15 protein-coding genes are annotated in these 21,505 nt (G+C 42.6%); 8 read left to right on the top strand and 7 right to left on the bottom strand.

Translation table 11 applies throughout. The features are described from left to right. The first annotated feature begins 141 nt into the window (after positions 1–141). The 5 genes from RM556_RS00360 to RM556_RS00340 all read left to right on the top strand — a co-directional run bounded on the left by RM556_RS00360 (position 142) and on the right by RM556_RS00340 (position 3,466). Positions 142–642, top strand: a complete 501-nt coding sequence (locus tag RM556_RS00360) for a peptidylprolyl isomerase (protein ID WP_311359976.1) — start codon at positions 142–144, stop codon at positions 640–642. After that, entirely contained in the window at positions 617–1,363 is a 747-nt protein-coding gene (gene lpxH / locus RM556_RS00355) for a UDP-2,3-diacylglucosamine diphosphatase (RefSeq protein ID WP_311359975.1), read from the top strand. The genes RM556_RS00360 and lpxH overlap by 26 nt, the downstream gene beginning before the upstream one ends. A 146-nt stretch (positions 1,364–1,509) precedes the next feature. Beyond that, positions 1,510–2,400: a hypothetical protein gene (locus RM556_RS00350; RefSeq protein ID WP_311359974.1), complete on the top strand. Its 891-nt coding sequence runs from the start codon at positions 1,510–1,512 to the stop codon at positions 2,398–2,400. 23 nt (positions 2,401–2,423) lie between these two features. Next, positions 2,424–2,867, top strand: coding sequence for an adenylyltransferase/cytidyltransferase family protein (locus RM556_RS00345; protein ID WP_311359973.1), 444 nt, complete (start codon positions 2,424–2,426; stop codon positions 2,865–2,867). Further along, positions 2,867–3,466, top strand: coding sequence for an SDR family NAD(P)-dependent oxidoreductase (locus RM556_RS00340; RefSeq protein WP_311359972.1), 600 nt, complete (start codon positions 2,867–2,869; stop codon positions 3,464–3,466). The genes RM556_RS00345 and RM556_RS00340 overlap by 1 nt, the downstream gene beginning before the upstream one ends. Here the strand turns inward: RM556_RS00340 and miaE are convergent. After that, positions 3,412–4,233 (bottom strand): tRNA isopentenyl-2-thiomethyl-A-37 hydroxylase MiaE, encoded by an 822-nt coding sequence (gene miaE / locus RM556_RS00335; RefSeq protein ID WP_311359971.1) that lies wholly within the window; start codon positions 4,231–4,233, stop codon positions 3,412–3,414. The two genes, RM556_RS00340 and miaE, sit on opposite strands and share 55 nt — an antisense overlap. A 153-nt stretch (positions 4,234–4,386) precedes the next feature. Continuing rightward, positions 4,387–5,259: a DMT family transporter gene (locus RM556_RS00330; RefSeq protein ID WP_311373573.1), complete on the bottom strand. Its 873-nt coding sequence runs from the start codon at positions 5,257–5,259 to the stop codon at positions 4,387–4,389. Between the two features lie 264 nt (positions 5,260–5,523). Between RM556_RS00330 and RM556_RS00325 the strand changes: the two genes are divergently transcribed. Beyond that, entirely contained in the window at positions 5,524–7,428 is a 1,905-nt protein-coding gene (locus RM556_RS00325; protein WP_311373572.1) for a propionyl-CoA synthetase, read from the top strand. Positions 7,429–7,504: 76 nt separating this feature from the next. On the opposite strand, the gene RM556_RS00320 is transcribed toward RM556_RS00325, so the two are convergent. Further along, on the bottom strand, positions 7,505–8,260 hold the full coding sequence (locus RM556_RS00320; RefSeq protein WP_311359968.1) for a sterol desaturase family protein: 756 nt from the start codon (positions 8,258–8,260) through the stop codon (positions 7,505–7,507). 187 nt (positions 8,261–8,447) lie between these two features. Here RM556_RS00320 and RM556_RS00315 point away from each other — a divergent pair, with 187 nt between their 5' ends. Both RM556_RS00315 and RM556_RS00310 read left to right on the top strand, forming a co-directional pair. Next, positions 8,448–10,301, top strand: coding sequence for a winged helix-turn-helix domain-containing protein (locus RM556_RS00315; RefSeq protein WP_311373571.1), 1,854 nt, complete (start codon positions 8,448–8,450; stop codon positions 10,299–10,301). A gap of 205 nt (positions 10,302–10,506) precedes the next feature. Further along, a complete protein-coding gene (locus tag RM556_RS00310; RefSeq protein ID WP_311373570.1) occupies positions 10,507–12,594 on the top strand; it encodes a TonB-dependent siderophore receptor in 2,088 nt (695 codons plus the stop codon). Positions 12,595–12,672: 78 nt separating this feature from the next. Here the strand turns inward: RM556_RS00310 and RM556_RS00305 are convergent, their stop codons facing one another. From RM556_RS00305 to RM556_RS00290, 4 genes are all read right to left on the bottom strand, one after another. Further along, positions 12,673–15,756 carry an efflux RND transporter permease subunit gene (locus tag RM556_RS00305; protein ID WP_311373569.1) on the bottom strand — a complete coding sequence of 1,028 codons (3,084 nt, stop codon included), beginning with the start codon at positions 15,754–15,756 and terminating at the stop codon, positions 12,673–12,675. Further along, positions 15,749–19,090: an efflux RND transporter permease subunit gene (locus tag RM556_RS00300; RefSeq protein WP_311373568.1), complete on the bottom strand. Its 3,342-nt coding sequence runs from the start codon at positions 19,088–19,090 to the stop codon at positions 15,749–15,751. The genes RM556_RS00305 and RM556_RS00300 overlap by 8 nt, the downstream gene beginning before the upstream one ends. Positions 19,091–19,104: 14 nt before the next feature. Next, positions 19,105–20,214: an efflux RND transporter periplasmic adaptor subunit gene (locus RM556_RS00295; protein ID WP_311359963.1), complete on the bottom strand. Its 1,110-nt coding sequence runs from the start codon at positions 20,212–20,214 to the stop codon at positions 19,105–19,107. 731 nt (positions 20,215–20,945) lie between these two features. Next, complete coding sequence (locus tag RM556_RS00290) at positions 20,946–21,503, bottom strand: LemA family protein (protein ID WP_311359961.1); 558 nt, start codon at positions 21,501–21,503, stop codon at positions 20,946–20,948. Positions 21,504–21,505 lie beyond the last annotated feature (2 nt).

Here is a 21,505-nt window from a genome sequence, read left to right as displayed (position 1 = left end):
TTAGCCGCGAATTCTAGCACTCAAGCCATAAATGTGAACCCGTTTTGTGAATTAAGCAGCAAAATGAACGCTTGAGCATTGGTCTTGTGGGTGTTTTACGCTAACATTGCGACAAAATTTCTCTGATATTAGGAAGACATTATGCAACATGTGTTATTAACAACAAATCACGGCGACATCAAAATTGCCTTATTTGAAGATGCGGCACCGAAAACAGTGGCAAACTTTATTACCTACGTAAAAGAAGGTTTTTACAACGGTACGATTTTCCACCGTGTTATCGGTAACTTCATGATCCAAGGTGGTGGTTTTGAAGCTGGCTTAGAACAAAAATCAACGAATGATCCGATTGAGAACGAAGCGGACAACGGCAAAAGCAACAAAACTGGCACATTGGCAATGGCAAGAACGCAAGACCCGCATTCTGCAACAGCGCAATTCTTTATCAATGTGAAAGACAATGACTTTCTTGATTTCTCTGCACCAAATGTACAAGGCTACGGTTACTGCGTGTTTGCTGAAGTGATTGAAGGCATGGACGTTGTTGAAAAAATCAAAGGCGTACAAACTGGGAACATGGGCATGCATCAAGATGTGCCTTTAGAAGACGTTGTAATTGAATCGGCAAGCATTGTTGAATAAACCGGTCACTTATTTCATCTCAGATCTGCACTTAAGTGCAGATCGGGATGATATCAACGCATGCTTGTTCCGTTTTCTGGAAACCGAGGCTAAACAAGCTGACGCCTTATATATTCTCGGCGACTTATTTGAGGTCTGGATTGGCGATGACAACATCACCGAGTTTTCAGAAAGCATCGCTGAAGCACTTCGTACATTAAGCAAAACTGTCCCTATTTACTTTATTCACGGCAATCGTGATTTTGCGATTCGTGAGGAATACGCTGAAAAAGCGGGTATGACAATTCTCCCCGAACAAGACGTGATTAATTTATATGGGCGCTTAGCCTTAATCATGCATGGTGATGAATTGTGTACACGCGATGTGGCATATCAGAAATTCAGGAAAAAATCTCGCAGTTGGTGGTGGCCACGTCTAATGTTATTGCTTCCTTTAAGTATGCGAAAAAATATCGCAGAGAAAGGCAGAGAAACAAGTAAAAACAATCAAAAACAACTCACCGCAGATATCATGGATGTTACTCAGTCTGAAGTCGAAGACGCTATGCGCAATCACGAAGTGGATCTCTTAATCCATGGACATACCCACCGCCCCTTCGTTCACCACTTCAAAATTAACGGCAAACCCATGCAACGCATCGTCTTGGGAGATTGGTACGATCAAGGAAGCATCCTAGTAGCAACGCCCGATTCACTCGCGTTAGAAACCCGACAATTTTAAATCAGACAATATGGCCAAAAGTGTTTGAAAAACAACTCATTGATGTCTATCATTCCAAGTTGAGTTTTCATTAACCCTCAGACTCGACGCCCAACAGGTAGTAGAAAGCGTCATCACATTCTTGCAATTTGATAAGGACATCTAACATGTTCAAAAGAAGCATCAAGTACTTAGTACTGGTTGTGATAAACATCGTGATTCTCGCCGCACTTTATATTCAACAAAATCAGAAAGACTCTGACGCGATAGATACCGACTATATGATCAGCTTACTTGACGCCAATACTAAGTTAGAGGCAGAAATAGAGGCACTTGAGGCAAAGAACAGTCTCCTAGAGTCTTCAAGCGAAAGCGCTCAAACGCAATTGACCCAGACAAGAGGGTTAGTTGATAGAAATATTGCACAACTTGCTCAATGTCGTAATGACCAAGCTGCAGCGTTAGCATTATCCAAGCAACAGGCGCGAGAACGAGCAAAAATCACCAGTAGCCAGGTCTACAATGCCGAAGAGTGCAGTGATAACGCTGTCCAAGCTAGTTTCTTAGGTAAGCAATTAAATTCAATGAAAGAACGCATGGCTGATTTGAACAATAAAAACAGCGACCTTTCGACACAAACTCAAGTCCTTCGCAATGAACTTGCCAAGGTAAATGAAGAGTCATTGAGGTTTTCTAAAGAAAAGTTGCGTTTACAAGAAACTATCCGTGAATTAGAAAGAGATTTGTCTAGCAATATTTATTTGAAACAGGTCTATACCACCCCCACATACTGTCAGCCGCCGCGTTTTGAAGAACTCGTCTGTGTTGAAAGGTTACTTGTTCGTCCACAGTTTAGTAAAAAACCGACAACTGATGTGAGAACCACCCTGCGCGATCCAAATGGAAAAGTGATAGGTCGCTTCAGTTTTGATTCAACGAAAGCTAAGTTAATAAACTTCCCCTTCCCTCGTGACTCTGAATCGCAAGCCGGTGAATATACCGTGACTTTCGAAGTCAATGAAATGGAGTTAGTGGAGAAGCTTGAGCTCAAACATTAAACAAAAACAACGAGGAGTCGTTTATGAGAACGGTTGTCTATGTATCCGGTACGTTTGATCTTTTCCACCGCAATCATCTAAAAATGATTGAATACGGCGCCGGCTTGGGCGATACCTTGATTGTCGGCGTTAGCACAGATGAACTTGTTTGCACATACAAAAAGCCACCTAGCGTTCCGTTTGAAGAGCGTATAGCCATTATTGAAGCGCTAAAGTACCCTGATGTCGTTATTCCACAGCGTTCCTTAGAGCACTCAGAGCGTGTAAAAGACCTAAATATTGATATTTTTGTTGTGGGTGATGATTGGCGTGGTAAGTATGACTATTTGCGAGACTTAGGTGTGCAAGTGTTCTACTTCCCTTACGGCGCTGGCGTAAGCAGCTCGAACTTAAAAACGAAAATATATAATCAATACAAAAAACTGGTTGATGAAGCAGATGTTCACCAAAACCCTGAGGTGAAGTAATGCTGAACGTGCTAATAACAGGTGGTGCAGGTGATTGGGCCAGTAGTTTTAAGGAGCAACACCAGCAACGCTTCGACATCACAACAGTTAGCCGCAAAGACTTAGATGTAAGCTCACCAGAAGCCGTCGCAAATTTCTTTGCCGACAAGTCCTTTGATGTTGTCATCAATAATGCTGGCAGCATTCATCCGGCACGTTTTGCAGATGCCGATCCCCAGAAGTGGATAAACGATATCAACGTAAATTTAATTGGTACGTTTTTGGTATCACAAGCTGCAGTTAAAGCGAAACCAGATACGCAAATTATTAATATCTCTTCAACCGCAGCTTTCAATGCCTATGGCAATTGGTCTTCTTATTGCAGTGCGAAAGCTGGTGTATTAACACTATCTAAGAGTTTAGCAAATGATGGATATGATGCTTATTGTGTTTGCCCTGGTGCCATTGATACGAAATTTAGAGATGGTTTAAATCTGTCAAATGCTAATGCCATGACTTGCGAGCATTTGAGTAAATATATCGTGGATATTATTGATGGGAAATATCAAAGTGGAGACGTGCTATTCATCCGCAAAGATGAGTTTGTGCTCAATCCCTGAGTAGGTACACCACTGTGAAAACGAAAGTCATCATCGCTCGACACAATCAGCTCAGCTTCAATTTGTGCGAATTCATTCACTCTTACTGATATATCTTGCCCAGCGATTGACTCAGCCAGCGTCAAATAGTCTTCAAAATGGCGTGCTTCAGACCGTAATAACGAAACATAAAAATCGCCCAGCTTTTTATCTACAAATGGCGCTAACTTAGCAAAGCGTTCACACGAGCGCGCCTCAATAAAGGCCCCACAAATTAGCTTGTCAATTAGCGCGTTCGGCTCGTGCGTTTTTACATGCTTAAGCATGCCTTTTGCGTAACGACTTGAACTGATGTTTTCATACGACACCTGATAATGCTCCATCATTTCAAGTACTTGATAGAAATGATGTAACTCTTCCTTTATCAACAAGACCATTTTATCAACGAGCTCTTGTCCGTATTGATTACCTTCAAGCGCCATCATAGATTTATTAAGCTTGTTATGCTTCGCTAAATCTCGCCAATCTCCTTGCATTCGATAAGTGAAGTCTTCGTATGGCTTTAACCAAGCTAGCAGTGCCTGAGCACTTTCTTTGTCCACCGCGTAACGACGAATCAAAAACATGGCACTTTGTGCTGCTTTAAGTTCACACACTAAATGGTCAAGTAGCACAATAGAAAGATTTTTCGGCTTAATAGCCTCATCTACCCAAGCTTGAGGTGTTTCGCATAGAAGAAATGCGTTAATTGGCGCTAATAAACCTTGGATATTTTCTGCTTGGGTCATAAAGACTTTCACTCTGTTGCTGTGACGGCTGATTGAAAAAGGTGAGAGGTTTATCACCTCTGGAATTCGCTCAGGATTATCGATCCTGAATTATTCAGGCGTGCGAATGATAACTGAGTCGGCCTATTCAGACAATCACTAAGCAACAAGCCTTTAATTTCTCGAGGCTATTTTATTTGTCCATAAGGCACCTAACATTGCAAGCAAGAAGCCAGGTATCATCATTAGCTGTGGCACTTCATCTGCAACAAGCCATGCTATTAAGGCCCCAACCGCCGGTACCATGAACATGATAGAAGCAACTTTTGCTATAGAGCCCTGCCTAACCATTGCAAACATTAATAAGATGCCAACAATCGAATTACCAATCACTAAAAATGAAATTGCCCCCCAAAAAGGTAGGCTACTTTCCATAACAAAGCCTTCAAAGAACAAAGCAAAAGGGATAGATATCGCGGAAGCAAACGCATATTGCACCCATGTAGCAACAATAGGATGAACACCTAGCTTTCTCTGCTTTTCAATGACTTGGCCGATAGAAAGTCCAACTACGGCGGTAAAACCAAGGATAGCTCCCAATAAATATCCTTCATCTCCATCCATATCTACACCAATAATTAGAGCTGCGCCTAATAAACCCAAACTTAAGCTAGCCCATACATTCCACGCAGGCACTCTCTTGGCGAGTAATGCACTAGAGATAATAACCAAAACAGGTTGTGACGCCGCAAAGAGAGCCATAATACTCGCGCTCGCCCCCAGTTTCATTCCAAGGTAAATACTGCCGAAGTGACCTATATGTAAGAAAAGCCCGGTCCCCATTAATGCGTAGGATTGGCGAAAATTAGGTATCGGTAATCGCCATAAAAGTACCAAAGGGGTAAGAACTAAAAATGCACCGAAAAAACGGAACGCCAGCAAATTGAATGGTTCGGTATAAACCAACGCAAGTTTACCCATGGCATAACCAGCACTCCAGACGAGTAAAAACAGAACGGGATAGAATGGTTTCAGAGCTGCGAGCACGTTGGAACTTCGTTAAGGATGTATAGGCAGATGCTAGCATTTTACCTGAGTTATTCAACGCGATTATAGTCGTATGGACCTTTAACAAAATTGAAAGCCAGCTTGAAAACTTTCATAGCTAAAACTGAAGTCGCATATCGCCACTTGTTACTTTGCATTATGGTAGTTGGCATAAGCCAAGATTAACTAAAAAATAATTCATCAAATCATGCTGTTCACTTTAATTGCGTAGCGTGAAGACAGAATAACAGAAGGTAATTGAGCATGTCTTACAACACTGAATATCAAGCATCTATAAACGACCCAGAGGAATTTTGGCGAAACAAAGCGACGGACTTACCCTGGTTTAAAGCACCAGAACAAATTTTATCTGAAGACGATAATGGGATTGCAAGATGGTTTGCCGATGGTGAAATGAACACTTGCTACATGGCGCTTGACTATCATGTAGAGCAAGGCCGTGGCGATCAAACTGCTATCATTTACGACTCACCGGTGACCTCAACTAAGCAAAAAATCACGTATCATGACTTGCTCGAGAAAGTAGCTCACTTCGCGGGCCTAATGCAAAGTCATGGTGTTGGTAAAGGTGATCGCGTCGTCATTTATATGCCTATGATAGCCGAGGCAGTCATCGCCATGCTAGCGTCAGCTCGGATTGGTGCCGTCCACTCGGTTGTTTTTGGTGGTTTTTCTGCACACGAGCTCGCAGTTAGAATAGACGATGCCCAACCTACCCTTTTAATAACCGCTTCGTGTGGCATAGAAATCAATCGAACTATTGAGTACAAGCCCATGGTTGATGAAGCAATTAGACTCGCTTCTCACAAACTAGACAAAGTTATCTTGTTACAACGAGAGCAATGCCTGGCCTCAATGCAAGAAGGTCGCGATATTGATTGGGCTAGCGCGGTCTGCAAAGCACCGAGAGCAGACTGTGTCAGTGTAAAAGGAACAGATCCTCTTTATATTCTTTACACCTCAGGAACAACGGGTAAACCCAAGGGCGTTGTGCGCGATAATGGTGGTCACGCAGTCGCCTTAAAATACTCGATGTCTGCTGTCTACAATATGCAGCAAGGTGATGTATTTTGGGCTGCTTCTGATGTAGGCTGGGTAGTTGGTCACTCGTATATTGTATATGCTCCACTATTGCACGGTTGCACTAGTATCGTGTATGAAGGCAAGCCTGTTAGAACGCCTGACGCTGGTGCATTTTGGCGAGTCATTGAGGAATACAAAGTCAATGCTATTTTCGCTGCCCCAACTGCGTTTCGTGCAATAAGAAAAGAAGATCCAGAGGCATCTTTGTTGGCAAATTATGACCTATCCAGCTTACATAGTATTTTCATGGCGGGTGAACGTCTTGACCCACCAACATATGAATGGACTAAACAGAAAACCGCAAAACCAGTCATTGACCATTGGTGGCAAACCGAGACTGGCTGGGCAATTGCTTCTAATTTGGTCGGAATTGAAAAGTTAGAGACCAAACCGGGCTCTGCAACGAAACCTGTACCAGGCTTTCATGTGCAGATTTTGGATAACAATGGAAAGCCTCTACCTGCAAATACTCAAGGCTCTATTGCCATCAAGTTGCCTTTGCCGCCAAGTTGTTTAGCCAGTATTTGGGGCGATTTCGATCGTTTCGCTTCTGGCTATTTAACCGAATACCCCGGTTACTATTGCTCCGGAGATGGTGGTTACATTGATGAAGACGGATATTTATTTGTTATGGGTCGGACTGATGATGTCATTAATGTTGCCGGTCACCGCTTATCAACTGGCGAAATGGAAGAGATTCTAGCAGCTCATGATGCCGTTGCTGAGTGCAGCGTCATTGGCGTCTATGATAGTTTAAAAGGGCAAGTCCCTGTCGGTTTGGCCTTGTTAAAAGACGGCGCTACCATCAGCGAAGCAGAGCTTCAGAATGAGCTAGTGGCAATGGTGAGAAAAGAAATAGGTGCTGTGGCCTGCTTAAAGCAGACCATCGTTGTGCCCCGCTTGCCAAAAACACGCTCAGGCAAAATCCTCAGGAAGCTTTTGCGTCAAATAGCAGAAAACCAAGATTTTATCACTCCCTCCACAATAGACGATCCTAGTAGCGTAGATGAAATCAAAGCCATCATGCAAAGCAATGGTTTGGTAAAGGAGCAGGCAGAAGCCTAAACTCAGTAATCTACTTAAGGCATAAGACCAAGAGGTCGTGCACTTGCATTTAGCAAGTGCACACTCGAGTGCATTGTTATCTCTTATCTCTGGAAATATCCTTCCACCTAAGCATTTCTAATACTCGGGCTGATGCGCCATGGTAAAAGCCTATTTCTACATCGTAACGCTTCGGGTTTCTGAACGTACCGAACACAATATCAAAAATAGGTAAGTCACTGTAGTTGTATGCATGTATGCCTTTAGCATGGTGAATACTATGACTTTCTGGGCGTTGAATGATGTAACCCAGCCAATGGGGTGTGCGGATATTGCAATGTTGAAAAACAACTAAAAATTGCGATATCAGCAAAAAATAAGTCGCCGCTTGCGGGCTAATACCCACCACTAACACTAAACCAATACTACCAAGAAAGGTAAACCCAATCATATCGAAAGGACTAAAGTAGAAAGCACCTACCGTATCTACTCGCTCTGCGCTGTGATGCATTTGATGAAAAATACGCCACAGGGAATCACTCTGATGCATACAACGATGCCACACATACAATAGTCCTTGGAAGACCAGTAAAGCTATCAGAACACCCAGCCAAGTGCTCACCTGTGTTAGATCAAATAGTTGATAAGCTTGTAAATATTTGTCCCAAATTAATGGCAAATATGTGGCCACATAAAAGTAGACGATGAACGATATACCCCCTCTTAAATACCAGCCTTTGCTGATCGGCTGATATCTCGCAGGAAACGCCTTTTCGACAATGAATAGTAGAAAAAATAAAGCGAGCAACGATAGTGAAATAGGGTCTATAAGCACTTCAATTGGATTAGGCACAGCAGTTTCCTTAAATTAGATTGCGACAATTCCTATTTTGTAACTTCTCGTGTTATTTACATGAATTATCAGTAACACTTGCCTAATGATTACCTAACGAATGAATAAGCTTACGTTATGCAACAAGACTTATACGACATAAATAGTTAATATTGGAAATACACCATGGTTAGGAAAGACTAGGTTCATGATTTATCGTGTCTCTCAATATGAGATCAATACAACGCAATTTACATTTAGTGATTCGGGCAAGACGGTGCCTGTTGAACCAAAAGTATTTGATGTCATTGTCTATTTACTGAATCATCGAAATACCGTTATTTCTCGTGACGAATTGTTTGCACAAATCTGGGCCAACCGAGAAGTGACTGATACAACCTTAAGCAACCACATTAAAAGTGCTCGCAAACTGTTCGGTGATAGCGGCGAATTACAAAGCGTGATCAAAACAATTCGCGGGCGTGGTTACCAGTTTGTAGCTGATGTTGAGGAGTTGGCTCAGCCTCAATTGAATGAAATACCAGTAAAGAATCAACGAAACATTAGGCGCCTAACTACACTATTTATCTCAATCGTATTGTTTATTGGCTTTTGGCTATGGTGGACCAACGAAACGTCAGTAAGTAACGAAGATAAACGACGGCTTGTGCTTGTATTACCTTTCGCCGTGTCGTCTGTTGAACATGAAAAATGGCAAGCGTTCGCTGATCAAATGACAAGGGAAGTCATACGAAAACTAAACCATGTTCCTGATTTGAGAGTCATTCCTGCCTCTTCCGCATTTATTTTTAGAGAGGATCCTTCTTACTCTCATATTCGCAATAAATTACCGGACGTTAGTTATGTCTTGAACGCTGTAATCAATCACAGTGGCAGTGGCTACATTCGAATAAGCGCCGATATGGTTGGCCTACAATCAGAAAAGCTCATTTGGAGTCGAGACTTTGAAACTAACGTCAATGAGTCAAACTATTTTACGATTCAAAATAATATTGCCAATACCGTGACTGAGTCATTGGAGATTGTATTAGGCGAGGGCGAAAAAGCCCTATTGAGTGCACTACCTACGGAAAACTTAGCGGCCTATGAGCTCTATGTTAAAGGTCAAGAACAACTTAACCTCCTCAACCATGCATCGTTGTTGCGATCAATTGAACTGTTTGACCAAGCAATCACATTAGACCCTACGTTTATTCTCGCTTTAGTCGCGAAAGCGAATGCCTACCGCATTATTATGGCATATTTTGAAAAGCCTGCGGATGTGCTACCAAAGGTCATTACGTCGGTAAATGCAGTACTGACTCAGGATCCCCAATCAGCCGAGGCTTTATCAGCATTAGGCTTAGCTTATGTGCTTGCTTGGCGATGGGAAGATGCATGGAAAATTCTCAACAGAGCAAAAACAGCTAACCCAGATTTAGCATTAACAGAACTAGGCTTTGCGCTCTACTTTGCATCAATGGGAGATAAAAAATCAGTCAATCGAGCATTGCAGAAAGCAACAATGCTAGACCCATTAAATGTCGAAATTGCTGATTGGGGACATTGGGCTTTGGCCATGGTAGGCGACCTAGAGTTTGCTAGGGAATGGGCAAAAAAACAAATACGCTTACATCCTCAGGTAGGGATGGTTTTCAGCGGTGCTAGTGTTTCTTCAGCCTTAGATGGTGACTATACTGGCGCAATTGAAATAGCGGAAAAAGGGATTAAGCTCGACCCAGAATCTCCATATGCTTACTTAGCATTGGCTCAAGCTTATGGGTATGCTGGTAAAAAAGAAAGAATACCCTCATTACTTCAAAAGGCAGAATCACTGAATAAGTATATGTGTCCCTATGAAAGTGCAGTCAACTACATCATTTTAGATGACTTTGAACGGGCATTTTCACTTTTGAATGAAGCGGTCTCATCTCGTTCAAATTGCTTAGTGTTCACCCATGTCGATAAGAGACTCGAGCCTATTAAAAATGATCTACGATATGATGCCCTGCTTACTCGTATCGGACTAGACGATAATTCATTAGCTAAGCATCTGAAATAAAGGGTAAAATTATACGTTGGGGTCCAGTATGAGAACCGCTTATTCAGCCTTAATTGCTGCACTCCCAAACCTTCAACTAGAACAAAAGATACTACTCGCACAACAACATTAATAAGAATCGTTATCATTTGCATTGACTATCTTATTACATGCCTATAGAATGCCCGCAAATAATGAAATTATCTCAATATTAGTGGAGTTAACATTGAAGTTTACAAAAACCTGCTTAGCAATTTCCGCCGTATTAGCGGCGAGCTCTTTTTCAAGCAAAGCTAACTTAGATGCGGCAGAGGCTGTTGAAAGGATCACTGTTAGAGGTGCTTTCTTTGGGCAAAATTCTGCAGACTCATTAAAAACACCTACGGCTCTAATCAATGTACCATCTTCCCTTTCGGTCGTTGATAAAATCCAGATTGAAAGACAATCGTTAAGCAGCATGGCAGATATTCTTCAGTACACGCCAGGAGCTTCCGCAGGGCAAGGTGAAGATCATCGCGATCAAATGACCATTCGCGGGCAAAATACAACAGCCGACTTCTTCATTGATGGTCTGCGCGACGATGTGCAATATTTCCGTCCTTTATACAACCTTGAGCGCGTAGAAATATTACGCGGCTCTAACGCCCTACTCTTTGGTCGCGGTGGCGGTGGCGGTATCGTTAACCGTGTTTCAAAAACAGCTGACTTAACCGATAGTTTTGCGTCAGTGAATGCCGGGATTGATACTTTCTCTGCCCATTCGGTTTCACTTGATATCAATCGCAAGATCGACGATGAACAAGGGCTCCGAGTAAACGCATTCTACGAATCAATGGAAAACCATCGTGATGGGAAAGAAGGCGATCGCGTTGCAATTAACCCGACCTACTCTGTTTATGTTGGTGAAGAAACCAAGTTAACGTTGTCATATGAATACGTCGATGATGAGCGCGTTATTGACCGTGGTGTGCCGTCAAATGGTAATGAACCATTGGTGGGTCAAGATGAAACGCTTTTTGGCGATCCAGACTTCAACCTTACGACTTTTGAAGGTCATATCGCTCGAACGGTACTTGAACATAACATTAACGATGACTGGTCAATAAACGGTACATTGCAATTTGCTGACTACGATAAGCTATACCAAAACTTTTACCCTGCCGGATATGATGCAGAAACGAACCTAGTGACGATTGATAACTACATCGATCCGACACAGCGTGAAAACCTTATTCTGCAAATCAATGCTGTTGGTCAAATTATGACAGGAGAGATTGAGCACACTATCCTAATGGGTGCAGAATATGGTAATCAAGACACTGCAAACAAACGTGATGAATTACGTTTCAACGGCAGTGATAAGTTTACTATCCCATTGAATAGTATCTTTGTGGCGCCCCCCATTGAAGAGCAGCGCAATACCAGAGACAGAGCATCTGACGTAACATTCACATCGGTGTTTTTCCAAGACGAAGCTCGCGTCACCGATTGGTTAATTCTTGTCGCAGGTTTGCGTTACGACAGTTTTGATATTGATGTTACAGACAATGTTGCCCTTCGAAACGATACCCAGGGTTTGTTTGGCCGCAAAGACACTGAAGTATCGCCAAGACTTGGTGCTATCTTCAAACCAGATGAGAACCTGTCTCTTTATGTGAGCTACAGCAAGTCTTTCTTACCTCGTTCAGGTGATCAATTCTTAACACTTAACCTGAGCACTCAAGCGCTTGCACCTGAAGAATTCTTAAATAAAGAAATCGGCGTGAAGTGGAACCCAACAGATACACTTGCTGTGACTGCTGCTATTTTTGAAATAGAGCGTGAAAACGGCACTGTGGTTGACCCTAGCAACCCCGAACGTTCTCTACTTACTGGCACAGAAACCAGTGGATTTGAAGTACAAGTGGTCGGTTATCTTACTGACCAATGGCAAATCAACGCAGGTTATAGCCAACTAGATGCTGATGAAATGGGCCGAGTTAGCGATGGTATCGTTAGCAACCGAACTTTGTCGCAAGTCCCTGAGAATATGCTATCGCTTTGGAACAACTATGAATTTAGCGAAAAGCTGAGGTTAGGTCTTGGTTTTGTATATCAATCGGAGCAGTTCGCTTCTTTGTCTAACACCGTTGAGCTACCTAGTTTTACTCGCGTTGACCTAGCAGCTTATTACCAAGTTAACGAGAAAACCAGTGTTCAATTCAATATTGAAAACCTCTTAGATGAAGCGTATTTCTCAGCTGCTCACAATGACAACAACATTACCGTCGCTGAGCCAGTTAATGCAAGAGTGAGTGTCAGTTACAAGTTCTAAGTGTCACAAGCTTGCTGCATAGCACTTGAATAAATCGCAAGCAAATAAGAAGGCCACTCAAATGAGTGGCCTTTTTTATCACACTTTAATAACCCGTCCGATAACGCGTTTTGTGTCACCTAGCATCTCGCTCGCTGCGCGTCTTATCTTCAGTAACAATAAATAAGCAATTGGCACCAAAAATAAACTCGTTACCGTACTGAAAATAAGGCCGCCAATAATGGCAATCGCCATGGGAGCATAAGGAGGGCCATCTCCGCCAATATTGACGTTACCTATCGCCAATGGCAATAGACCCAATACCGTGGTTGATACTGTCATCAGAATGGGTCTTGCTCGAGTCAAACAACCTTCAACAATCGCCTCTGGAACCGACATGCCCAAATTCGCAAGCTGGTTAATTCTATCGACCAAGACGATACCGTTGTTCACGACGATGCCCATTAAGATCAGCATGCCTATCATCCCCATCACTGTCATTGAATTTCCAGTGATTAAGAAGGCCCAAAACACGCCTGTAATGGAAAAAATCAGAGAGGTTAAAACGGCTGTAGGTAATAAAAGTGATTCAAATAAGGCCGCCATGACTATATAAATCATCACCACAGCAAGCAGCATATTCGTCAGCATAATCGACTCATCTTCGTCTTGACGCTGAAAGCTTCCTTCTAAAGACCATGAATAGCCAGATGGCAATTCAATGTTTTGCAAAATAGACTGAATTTTTTCGCGAGCTTCATCAATGGTGACATCTTCTTCCAAATTGCCACCGATACTTAATGAGGTTTGGCGACTGCTACGCTGAATTTGTGATAAGCGGGGTTGTACTGTCATTTCTGCAACCATGTCTAAGGTCACATTTTGATCGCCATCTCTAAATATCACTAGGTTCTTCAAGCGATCAACAGAGGTCTGTAGTGATTCGTCGTACATTAAACGAATGTCGATTTCCCCTTCACTGTCGTTTCTAAACGTACGCAAATTAGAGCCTCTCAAAGCGGTGCTAACGATAGTGGCCACATCACTGCTGCCCAGTCCAAAGCGATAAGCTTTCTCGCGGTCAACTTTCAATTGCAGTTCAAGATCTTGGCTATCCACATCGGTTTTCACGTCTGTGATCCCATCAACGCTGTTGAGTATTGGTACGATTTGATTAGCAAGTGTTAGTAATGTTTCAGATGAGCGGCCAAATAATGTTACTCGAACACCACCTCCAGAACCCTGATCCCATTGAAACGAGGGCTTAGCCCTGGCAAAACGTGGGAAGCGCTCTTTCATTGCTTCTTTTAACTCTTTCACTTTAACGGGCAAATCGGGTTCTAAGGTAATACCTGAAACGGCAAAGCCTGCGGTGAAATAGGTGTAAACCTGCTTAATATGAAACTCTTCCTGATTAGCATACAAAAAATCTTCCATTTTCGTGACTGTAAGCTCTACCTCATCCAAGTTGTAATTACCTTGAATATCATAGTTCAACCAAATCCGGTCTTGATTAGCGTTATTGTCTTCATCACTATTTATGAAGGTAAATGGAATGGCGGTGCTTGCTAAAATGCCAAAAGCGATGAGTACTGTTATCTTTTGATGAGATAAGGTCCAACGCAATACTCGCTCGTAATTTGCCTTGAATATGGAATTCTTAGCCACTTTGGGCTTAGGTTGGATTTTTAGCTTTGTCGTCAATAGTGGGATAAGTGTTTGCGCGAGTAAAAGTGAGGCAAACAAAGAGATACAAATGGAAACAGCCACGTGCTCTAGAAATACGGTCAGCTCGGCTTTCACACCCACGATATTTGGTAAGAATACAATTGCGGTCGTTGCCGTTCCAGCAATCACCGCTAAACTAACTAAGGATACACCCTTTTTAGTGGCCTCTATTTTACTCTCTTCTGTTTCTGCGTGATTTTTCTCACGCTCTTGGAATACGCTTTCAGTCACTACCACTGCGTTATCAACTAACATCCCAACAGCTAACATTAAGCCCATCAGTGATAAGATGTTTAGGGTATAACCCATAAAATACATGCATGCGAGCGTGATACAAATAGCAAACGGGACCGACAGAACAACAACCAAGGTGGTTGCAACGTTGCGAAGGAATAAATACAGCACGACCATCGACAGCAATGCGCCGATCAAGCCCGAGTTTAATAAGTCTTGCAATGAAGTGGTTACGCTGTCTGCTTCATCTTGCATAATAAAGACATTAATACCGTTAAACGCGGAACTATCCTTTGCTTCATCAATTGCGTTCATCACCGCAGTAGAGACCTCTACCAGGTTTGCGCCAGACTCTCTAAATATATTCAAACCAATGGCATGTGTTTTATCAAGATGGCGACCTTCATCTGCTTCTGGCGTCTCAAAGCTCACTTCAGCAATGTCACTCAAGCGCACGTTTTTTGCCACAATCAAGTCGGCGATTTCTTGCTTACTTTTATATTCGCCCTCGGGGTTGACCGTAATCTTTTGGTCCAAATCAAAGAATTGCCCTGCTGTCATAGAGAAGTTAGCTTGACGTAAAGTGTTGGTTAGCTGTGCAGTATCGATATGCAAAGCGGCGATACGATCAGGATCTAAGCGAATGGATATTTGTTTTTTTAATACACCGTACAGCTCCACTCTCGAAACGCCTTTAATGCGTTCAATTGGCATTTTTAAGTTGCGTTCTAATAAGTCGTAGGAGTTAGAAATATCGCGGTCACTGGAGAGCCTTAGTTGAAACACTGGCATATCTGCTAAGTTAAACTTAAATACCATTACCCGCTCAACATCGTCAGGTAGTAAGTGACGGATTGCGTCTATTTTTTCACGGGCCTCGATACCTTTTGCCTTAATATTTTCATTCCAGTCAAAACGCACATTAATTTGTGCGTTGTTCTCGTTAGAAAAAGAGCGCAGGCGTTTAATACCCGACATCGTTGCTAATGCCTCTTCGACAGGACGCGTGATCATTTTTTCTATTTCTGCTGGCGTCGCATCTTCATATGGAATTTGAATAAACAATTCAGGAAAGTCGATACCTGGAAATTTTTCCAAGGGTAATAAGCGACTCGCGCCTAAGCCAAGCAGCAATAAAGAAAAGAACAGCATGGTAATAGTCACTGGGCGGCGAATAGCAAATGAAGCTAAGGCTGCCCCCGTATGCGATAACTTATCCATGAGAAACCTCCGCATCGTCAGTTAACACAGGCGTCGATTCCTTGCTCGTTTGAGCATAATGTTTACGATCAAAGATACTGTACAAAATAGGGATCAAGAACAGTGTTAACAATGACGCAAATAGCAGCCCAAATATTACAGTCACTGCCATAGGTGTGCGAATTTCTGCGCCTTCACCTAAACCAATCGCCATCGGTAAGAGGCCCAAAACGGTCGTCAGTGTGGTCATCAGAATTGGACGCAAACGGCTATGAGCAGCATCGATAATCGCCTCCATTTTCTCTGTACCCGCTTGGCGCAACTGGTTAATTCTATCAATAAGTACAATCGCGTTGTTCACCACGATACCTGCCAACATTATCAAGCCAATAAACACCACGACACTAATGTTCGTGCCAGTAATAAACAAACCATATACGGAGCCAGCACAAGCCATGGGCACGGTGAACAAGATTAAGAAAGGATGTAAGAAGGATTCAAACTGTGAGGCCATGACAATATAAACCATGAACACAGCCAGCGCTAACGCTAGGTAAAGTGATGAAAAGCTTGCCTCCATCTCTTCGCTCTGCCCTGCTACTTTGGCATCTAATGATAATGGAACTTGTGTTTCATCAATGATCTTTTGCGCTTCAATTGCAGCGGTACCTAAATCACCATAGGCTAGGTTAGCACTGACTAAGACAACACGTTGTTGATCAACGCGAGAAATCTCACTAGGGCCAACGGACATTTCAACATCGGCCACAGTTGCCAGTGTGACTGCCGGTGAAGAACCTGGGTTCACAATCAACTGACCAATATCCGCAACAGAATTACGTTGGTCGCTTTGATTGCGAACAAGGATATCAATTTTACGATCATCAATACTAAATTTAGTCGCAATTTCGCCACCTACTTTGGCCGCAATTAAACGTGATACATCCGGTGCATTTAAACCCAATTGCGCAAGTTTTGCATGGTTGAAGTTTATTTTTAACTCTGGAGAACCTGTTTGCAAAGAGCTTTTCACATCAGCAAAGCGCTTATCTTCACCTAAAGCACCTGCGAGTTTATCTCCATACTGCTTGAGTAGCGCAAGGTCATAACCTGCAATTTCAATTTCTAGTGGCGTTGAGAAACTAAATAACTCAGGTGTACCAAATTTACTTTGCACGCCGGCTTTTCTTGATAAATGAGCGCGCATGGCTTCCCGCACTGCATTCGCTTGCTCTGGCGTAGTGCCATCTTTCATCACGACATTGAGCTTGCCCCAATAGTCTCCGCCCTGTGCTGGTGAGGCATTCATTAAACTACCTGTACCTGCCAATGAATAGGTTCTTTCAACCCCTTCTTGAACTTGCGTGAAACTGGCTAGTTCACTTAACACTGCATCAGTCGTTTCTAATCGTGTACCAGTAGGCAAGGTAACTTCCACATCAAACTCGCCTTGCGCAAGCGGTGGAATCAGTTCTAAACCGATTCGTGGTAATAGTAAGATAGAAAGTAAAGATACCGCCATGATGGACATCATCACTAATACACGCGCTTTCAATGCCCCTTTTAGAGCGACAAAATAACTGGCAGACAAAACGTTATATACTTTATCGAACACCCATAAAACAGGTTTAAACAAATAAGACAACGCGACTGCAAGAAGTTTATAGATACTTAATACCAGGGTAACGAAAACAGCTGGAACATAGTAAAAAACTAGCTTAATTAAGCCCCTAAATGGCGCTCCCAGGTAGTAGAAAAATATACCGACTTTACTCGTTGGCTTTGTACGTGACGAGCGTGGGCCTAAGTCGAGACCTGGTGCATCATTACTATTCGTTGCACCGGCTTTATCACGCGCAGCTAGCATTGGTATCAATGTTAGCGCAACAACTAAGGATACAGCTAAGGCGAATGTAACAGTGAGGGCTTGGTCGCTAAATAACTGCCCTGCAATCCCTTCAACAAACACTAAAGGGAAAAACACAGCCATAGTCGTTAAGGTAGAGGCAACAATAGCCATTGATACTTCAGATGTGCCTTTTGCCGCAGCTTCCTTCGCATTCACTTTGTTCTTTTTGTGACGGTCAATATTCTCTAAAACAACAATACTATTATCAACTAACAAACCAATCGCGAGCGCGATACCGCCTAAACTCATAATGTTGAGGCTAATATCATAGCTATTCATTAAGTTAAATGTGGCAATGATAGATACCGGAATTGAAATAGAAATAATCAGCGTTGGCCAGATATTTTTTAAGAAGAAATACAAGATAAACATCGCTAAAACACCGCCAATAATGGCTGCCGACTTCACCTCATCAATGGCACTAGCGATAAATTCAGACTGGTCATACACTTTTTGAATTTCATACTCTTCTGGCATATTGTTTTGCAAACGTTCTAAGCGTTTTGCTACCGCATTTGCCACATCAACCGTGTTCGCATCACCTTCTTTATAGATAGCAATTTCGACACCTTCAAAACTATTGAAACGAGTAATAGAACTTCTTTCTTTGTATGAATCAATAACTTCGGCGACATCACTAAGCTTAATATAGCGCCCTTCTCTGCTCGCAATAAAGATGTTTCGCATATCGTCTAAGCTTTCGAACTGATTGATGGTACGCACCAAATACTCTTGAGAGCCATCTTCGACTCGACCGCCTGACGCATTGACGTTTTCGTCTTTTAAGCGTTGGATAATTTCATTCAATGAGATATTCAATTGGCTTGTACGCTGCTGGTTTATCAACACTTGTACTTCGTTTTCTAAACCTCCGCCAACACGAACTGATGCAACACCTTCCACTGATTCAATACGACGCTTAATTTCTTCTTCTGCGTAGGTCCGCACACGTTTGGTAGTATTAACATCCATCACCGTGAGTGAAGCACTATCGCTTTGCTCGGCATCGATGTTCTTGCTTCCCAGCCCATAACGCATAATAGGATCTAAACTTGGATTAAAACGCAGTAGTAAGGGACGAGTCACATCCAAAGGCAGAAAAAGCACATCTAGCTTTTCGCGTACTTCCAAGCTTGCCATGTCCATTTCTGTGCCCCATTCAAACTCAAGCACAACGTCAGACTGTTCAGCTTTTGAAGCAGAGACCACTTTTCTTACGCCTTTCACAACGCCAACCGCTTCCTCAATAGGTTTAGTCACCAACTGCTCCACTTCCCCTGGGGCGGCACCAATATAATCAGTGCGAATAGTCAGGGTTGGATAAGATAACTCGGGTAATAAGTTAATGGACAAACGAGACAGTGAAACGAAACCAAAAAGCAATACAGCTAAGGTAAACATCCACACTGTGACCGGCCGATTAACAGCAACGTCGATGATTTTCATGGTGAACTTCCTTATTAACCGTTTACGATTTCAACAGTAGCGTTGTCTTTCAGGTTTTGATGGCCTGTTATCACTACCTTTTCAGTACCCATCAAACCATCAATCACTTCAACCAAATTACCTTCTTGATAACCGATTTTGACTGCTACCTTTTTCGCCATACCTTGGTCATCAACAACAAACACATTCACTTTGTCATCTATCGCTAGCATCGCTTTACGAGGGATTAGTGTAGTATTGTCACGGGTGTCATAATTCAATTTTACTTGAGTGAACATGCCAGACTTTAATTGGTTTTCATCGTTTGGTACTCGAAGTGTGACCTTAAATGTGCCGGTTTTAGAATCGATAACGGGGCTAATACGCTCAACGAAAGCATTGACGGGTTTGTCACTCAATGCAGTCACAATTAGGCCTGCTTTTTGGTCTTTATGTACTTTGGAGAGTTCTTTTTCTGGCAAATACACAATGCCATATAGCTCTTTTTGCTGAACGATGTGAAACATTCTTTCACGTTGGAAGGATTCGGTTAAGTTTCCTACCTTCGCGTTTCTTTCAGCTATATAACCACTGATAGGTGCCACAATGGTCGCTTCTTTCAAATCAAGCTCAGCTAGCGCCAAGGTGGCTTTTGCAGATTCATACTGTGCGGTGATCTTATCGTAGGTATCATCACTCACCAGTTTTTGATTATAGACTTTATTGATTTTAGCTAACTCTTTTTCAATTCCTTGCATGTCGGCTTCAGCGCGCTTTAGGGCTAACTCGTAGCGAGTTGGTTCTAGCTTCGCAAGCACTTGGCCTTTTTCAACATAATCACCTTCTTCGACCATGATTTCTTCAATGATGCCTGACGCTCGCCCAACAACAAAAGCTTCTTCTTTCGCTTCTAGTACCGCTGTTGTTTGATAATTTGAAGAGATACTTCCAACAGCAACCGAGTCGACTTCTACCGGAATTGGGATGATTTTTTCTTCAACAACATCACCAGCTTGCTCAGAATCTTTGTTTGCTGCAGCTTGTCCGCAAGCGCTTAAAGAGACAGTGAGTGCCAGAATAGAACTACATAGGAGTAATTGAAGTGAAGAGCTTTTGTTTGCTTGATCATCATGAGAGTAAGTCATGGGTTTCCCTTATTGAGTCTGTGCTATCAAATTAAAAATGAATGTCACATCGCAATTGTTTAAATATTTATAGCTTGCGATGCGTGTTATCTATTAGTCGCGAGAAAAGCGCGAATCGTTGAAAACAAGTTTGCACCGACTGTGCCATTAATAATTAATCAATATTTTCAATAACTTAAGAATAATCGATTCCATTGATTGGTGAATAAAGCGATTAGAATTGGTGAGTTTTGCTAAATGTTGGCTAGAAAGTTTGTGGTTTGTGTTACAAACGGGGCGAATCTAAATATCCTGTTACAAACAAGTTACCCGTTCTGGCGATATCGAAGTCGCTTCCACTGCCGTCTCGGCACACAAGGTCATTGCAGAACACATCGCCACCTCAGCACACACCGTCATCTCCGCACACACCGTCATCTCCGCACACACCGTCATCTCCGCACACACCGTCATCTCCGCGAAGGCGGAGATCCCCTCTATATTCTCGAATATGCAAAAATAAAGTAGGTTCCCGCCTTCGCGGGAATGACTATGGATTTCGGAATGACAGTGGCGCGCGGGCATGGGTTCCCGCCTTCGCGGGAATGACTATGGAGCCGGGAATGACTATGGAGCCGGGAATGGCTACGGAGCCGGGAATGGCTACGGAGCCGGGAGTGCCTATGGAGCCCGGAATGACTATGGGGCGCGGTGATGACTATGGGGCGCGGTGATGACTAAGGCGACAGCGATTAAAAGTTTGGTTTATAGTCGTAGTCTTCTACTGTTCCTGATTGATGAAAATTCTCTAATGGTTCTTTTTTAGCGAAAGTCGAGTTAACTAAATTATATGGCACCATCTGAATCGAGTTATTAAAGTGTTCTACCGCTCTGTTATATATAGTGAGTGCAGCTGCAACATTGTCGTTCTTATCGCTGATTTCACTCATCAGCTCTTTAACTAGTTCTTTAGCACCTAATTCGGGATAGTTTTCAGCAGTCGCTTTGAAACTAGAAAACAAGGCATTTGATTTTGCCTCAACAGTACTAAGCGCTTGTACGTCAATATCATCTTTATCTAACTGGGAAATTGACTCTCTCAGCGCGGTGACTTTTTCAATAAAGTCACTCTCAAACTCTTTAAAGTCATTTGCCACCTCGGTGAGTTGAGGAATTAAGTCCTGTTTTAATTTTTCATAGGTAATGACGTCTGACCAAGCGCGTTTTGCTCGATTCAAATTGCTAATTATTGTGTTGTATAGAACAACAACAACAATGATTAAGCTGCCGATAATAATAGAAGTGATCATGA

The sequence above is a fragment of the Alteromonas sp. W364 genome (genome assembly GCF_031846205.1).
In the GTDB taxonomy this organism is placed as follows: domain Bacteria; phylum Pseudomonadota; class Gammaproteobacteria; order Enterobacterales; family Alteromonadaceae; genus Glaciecola; species Glaciecola blandensis.
This window is presented reverse-complemented; position numbering and strand designations above follow the sequence as displayed.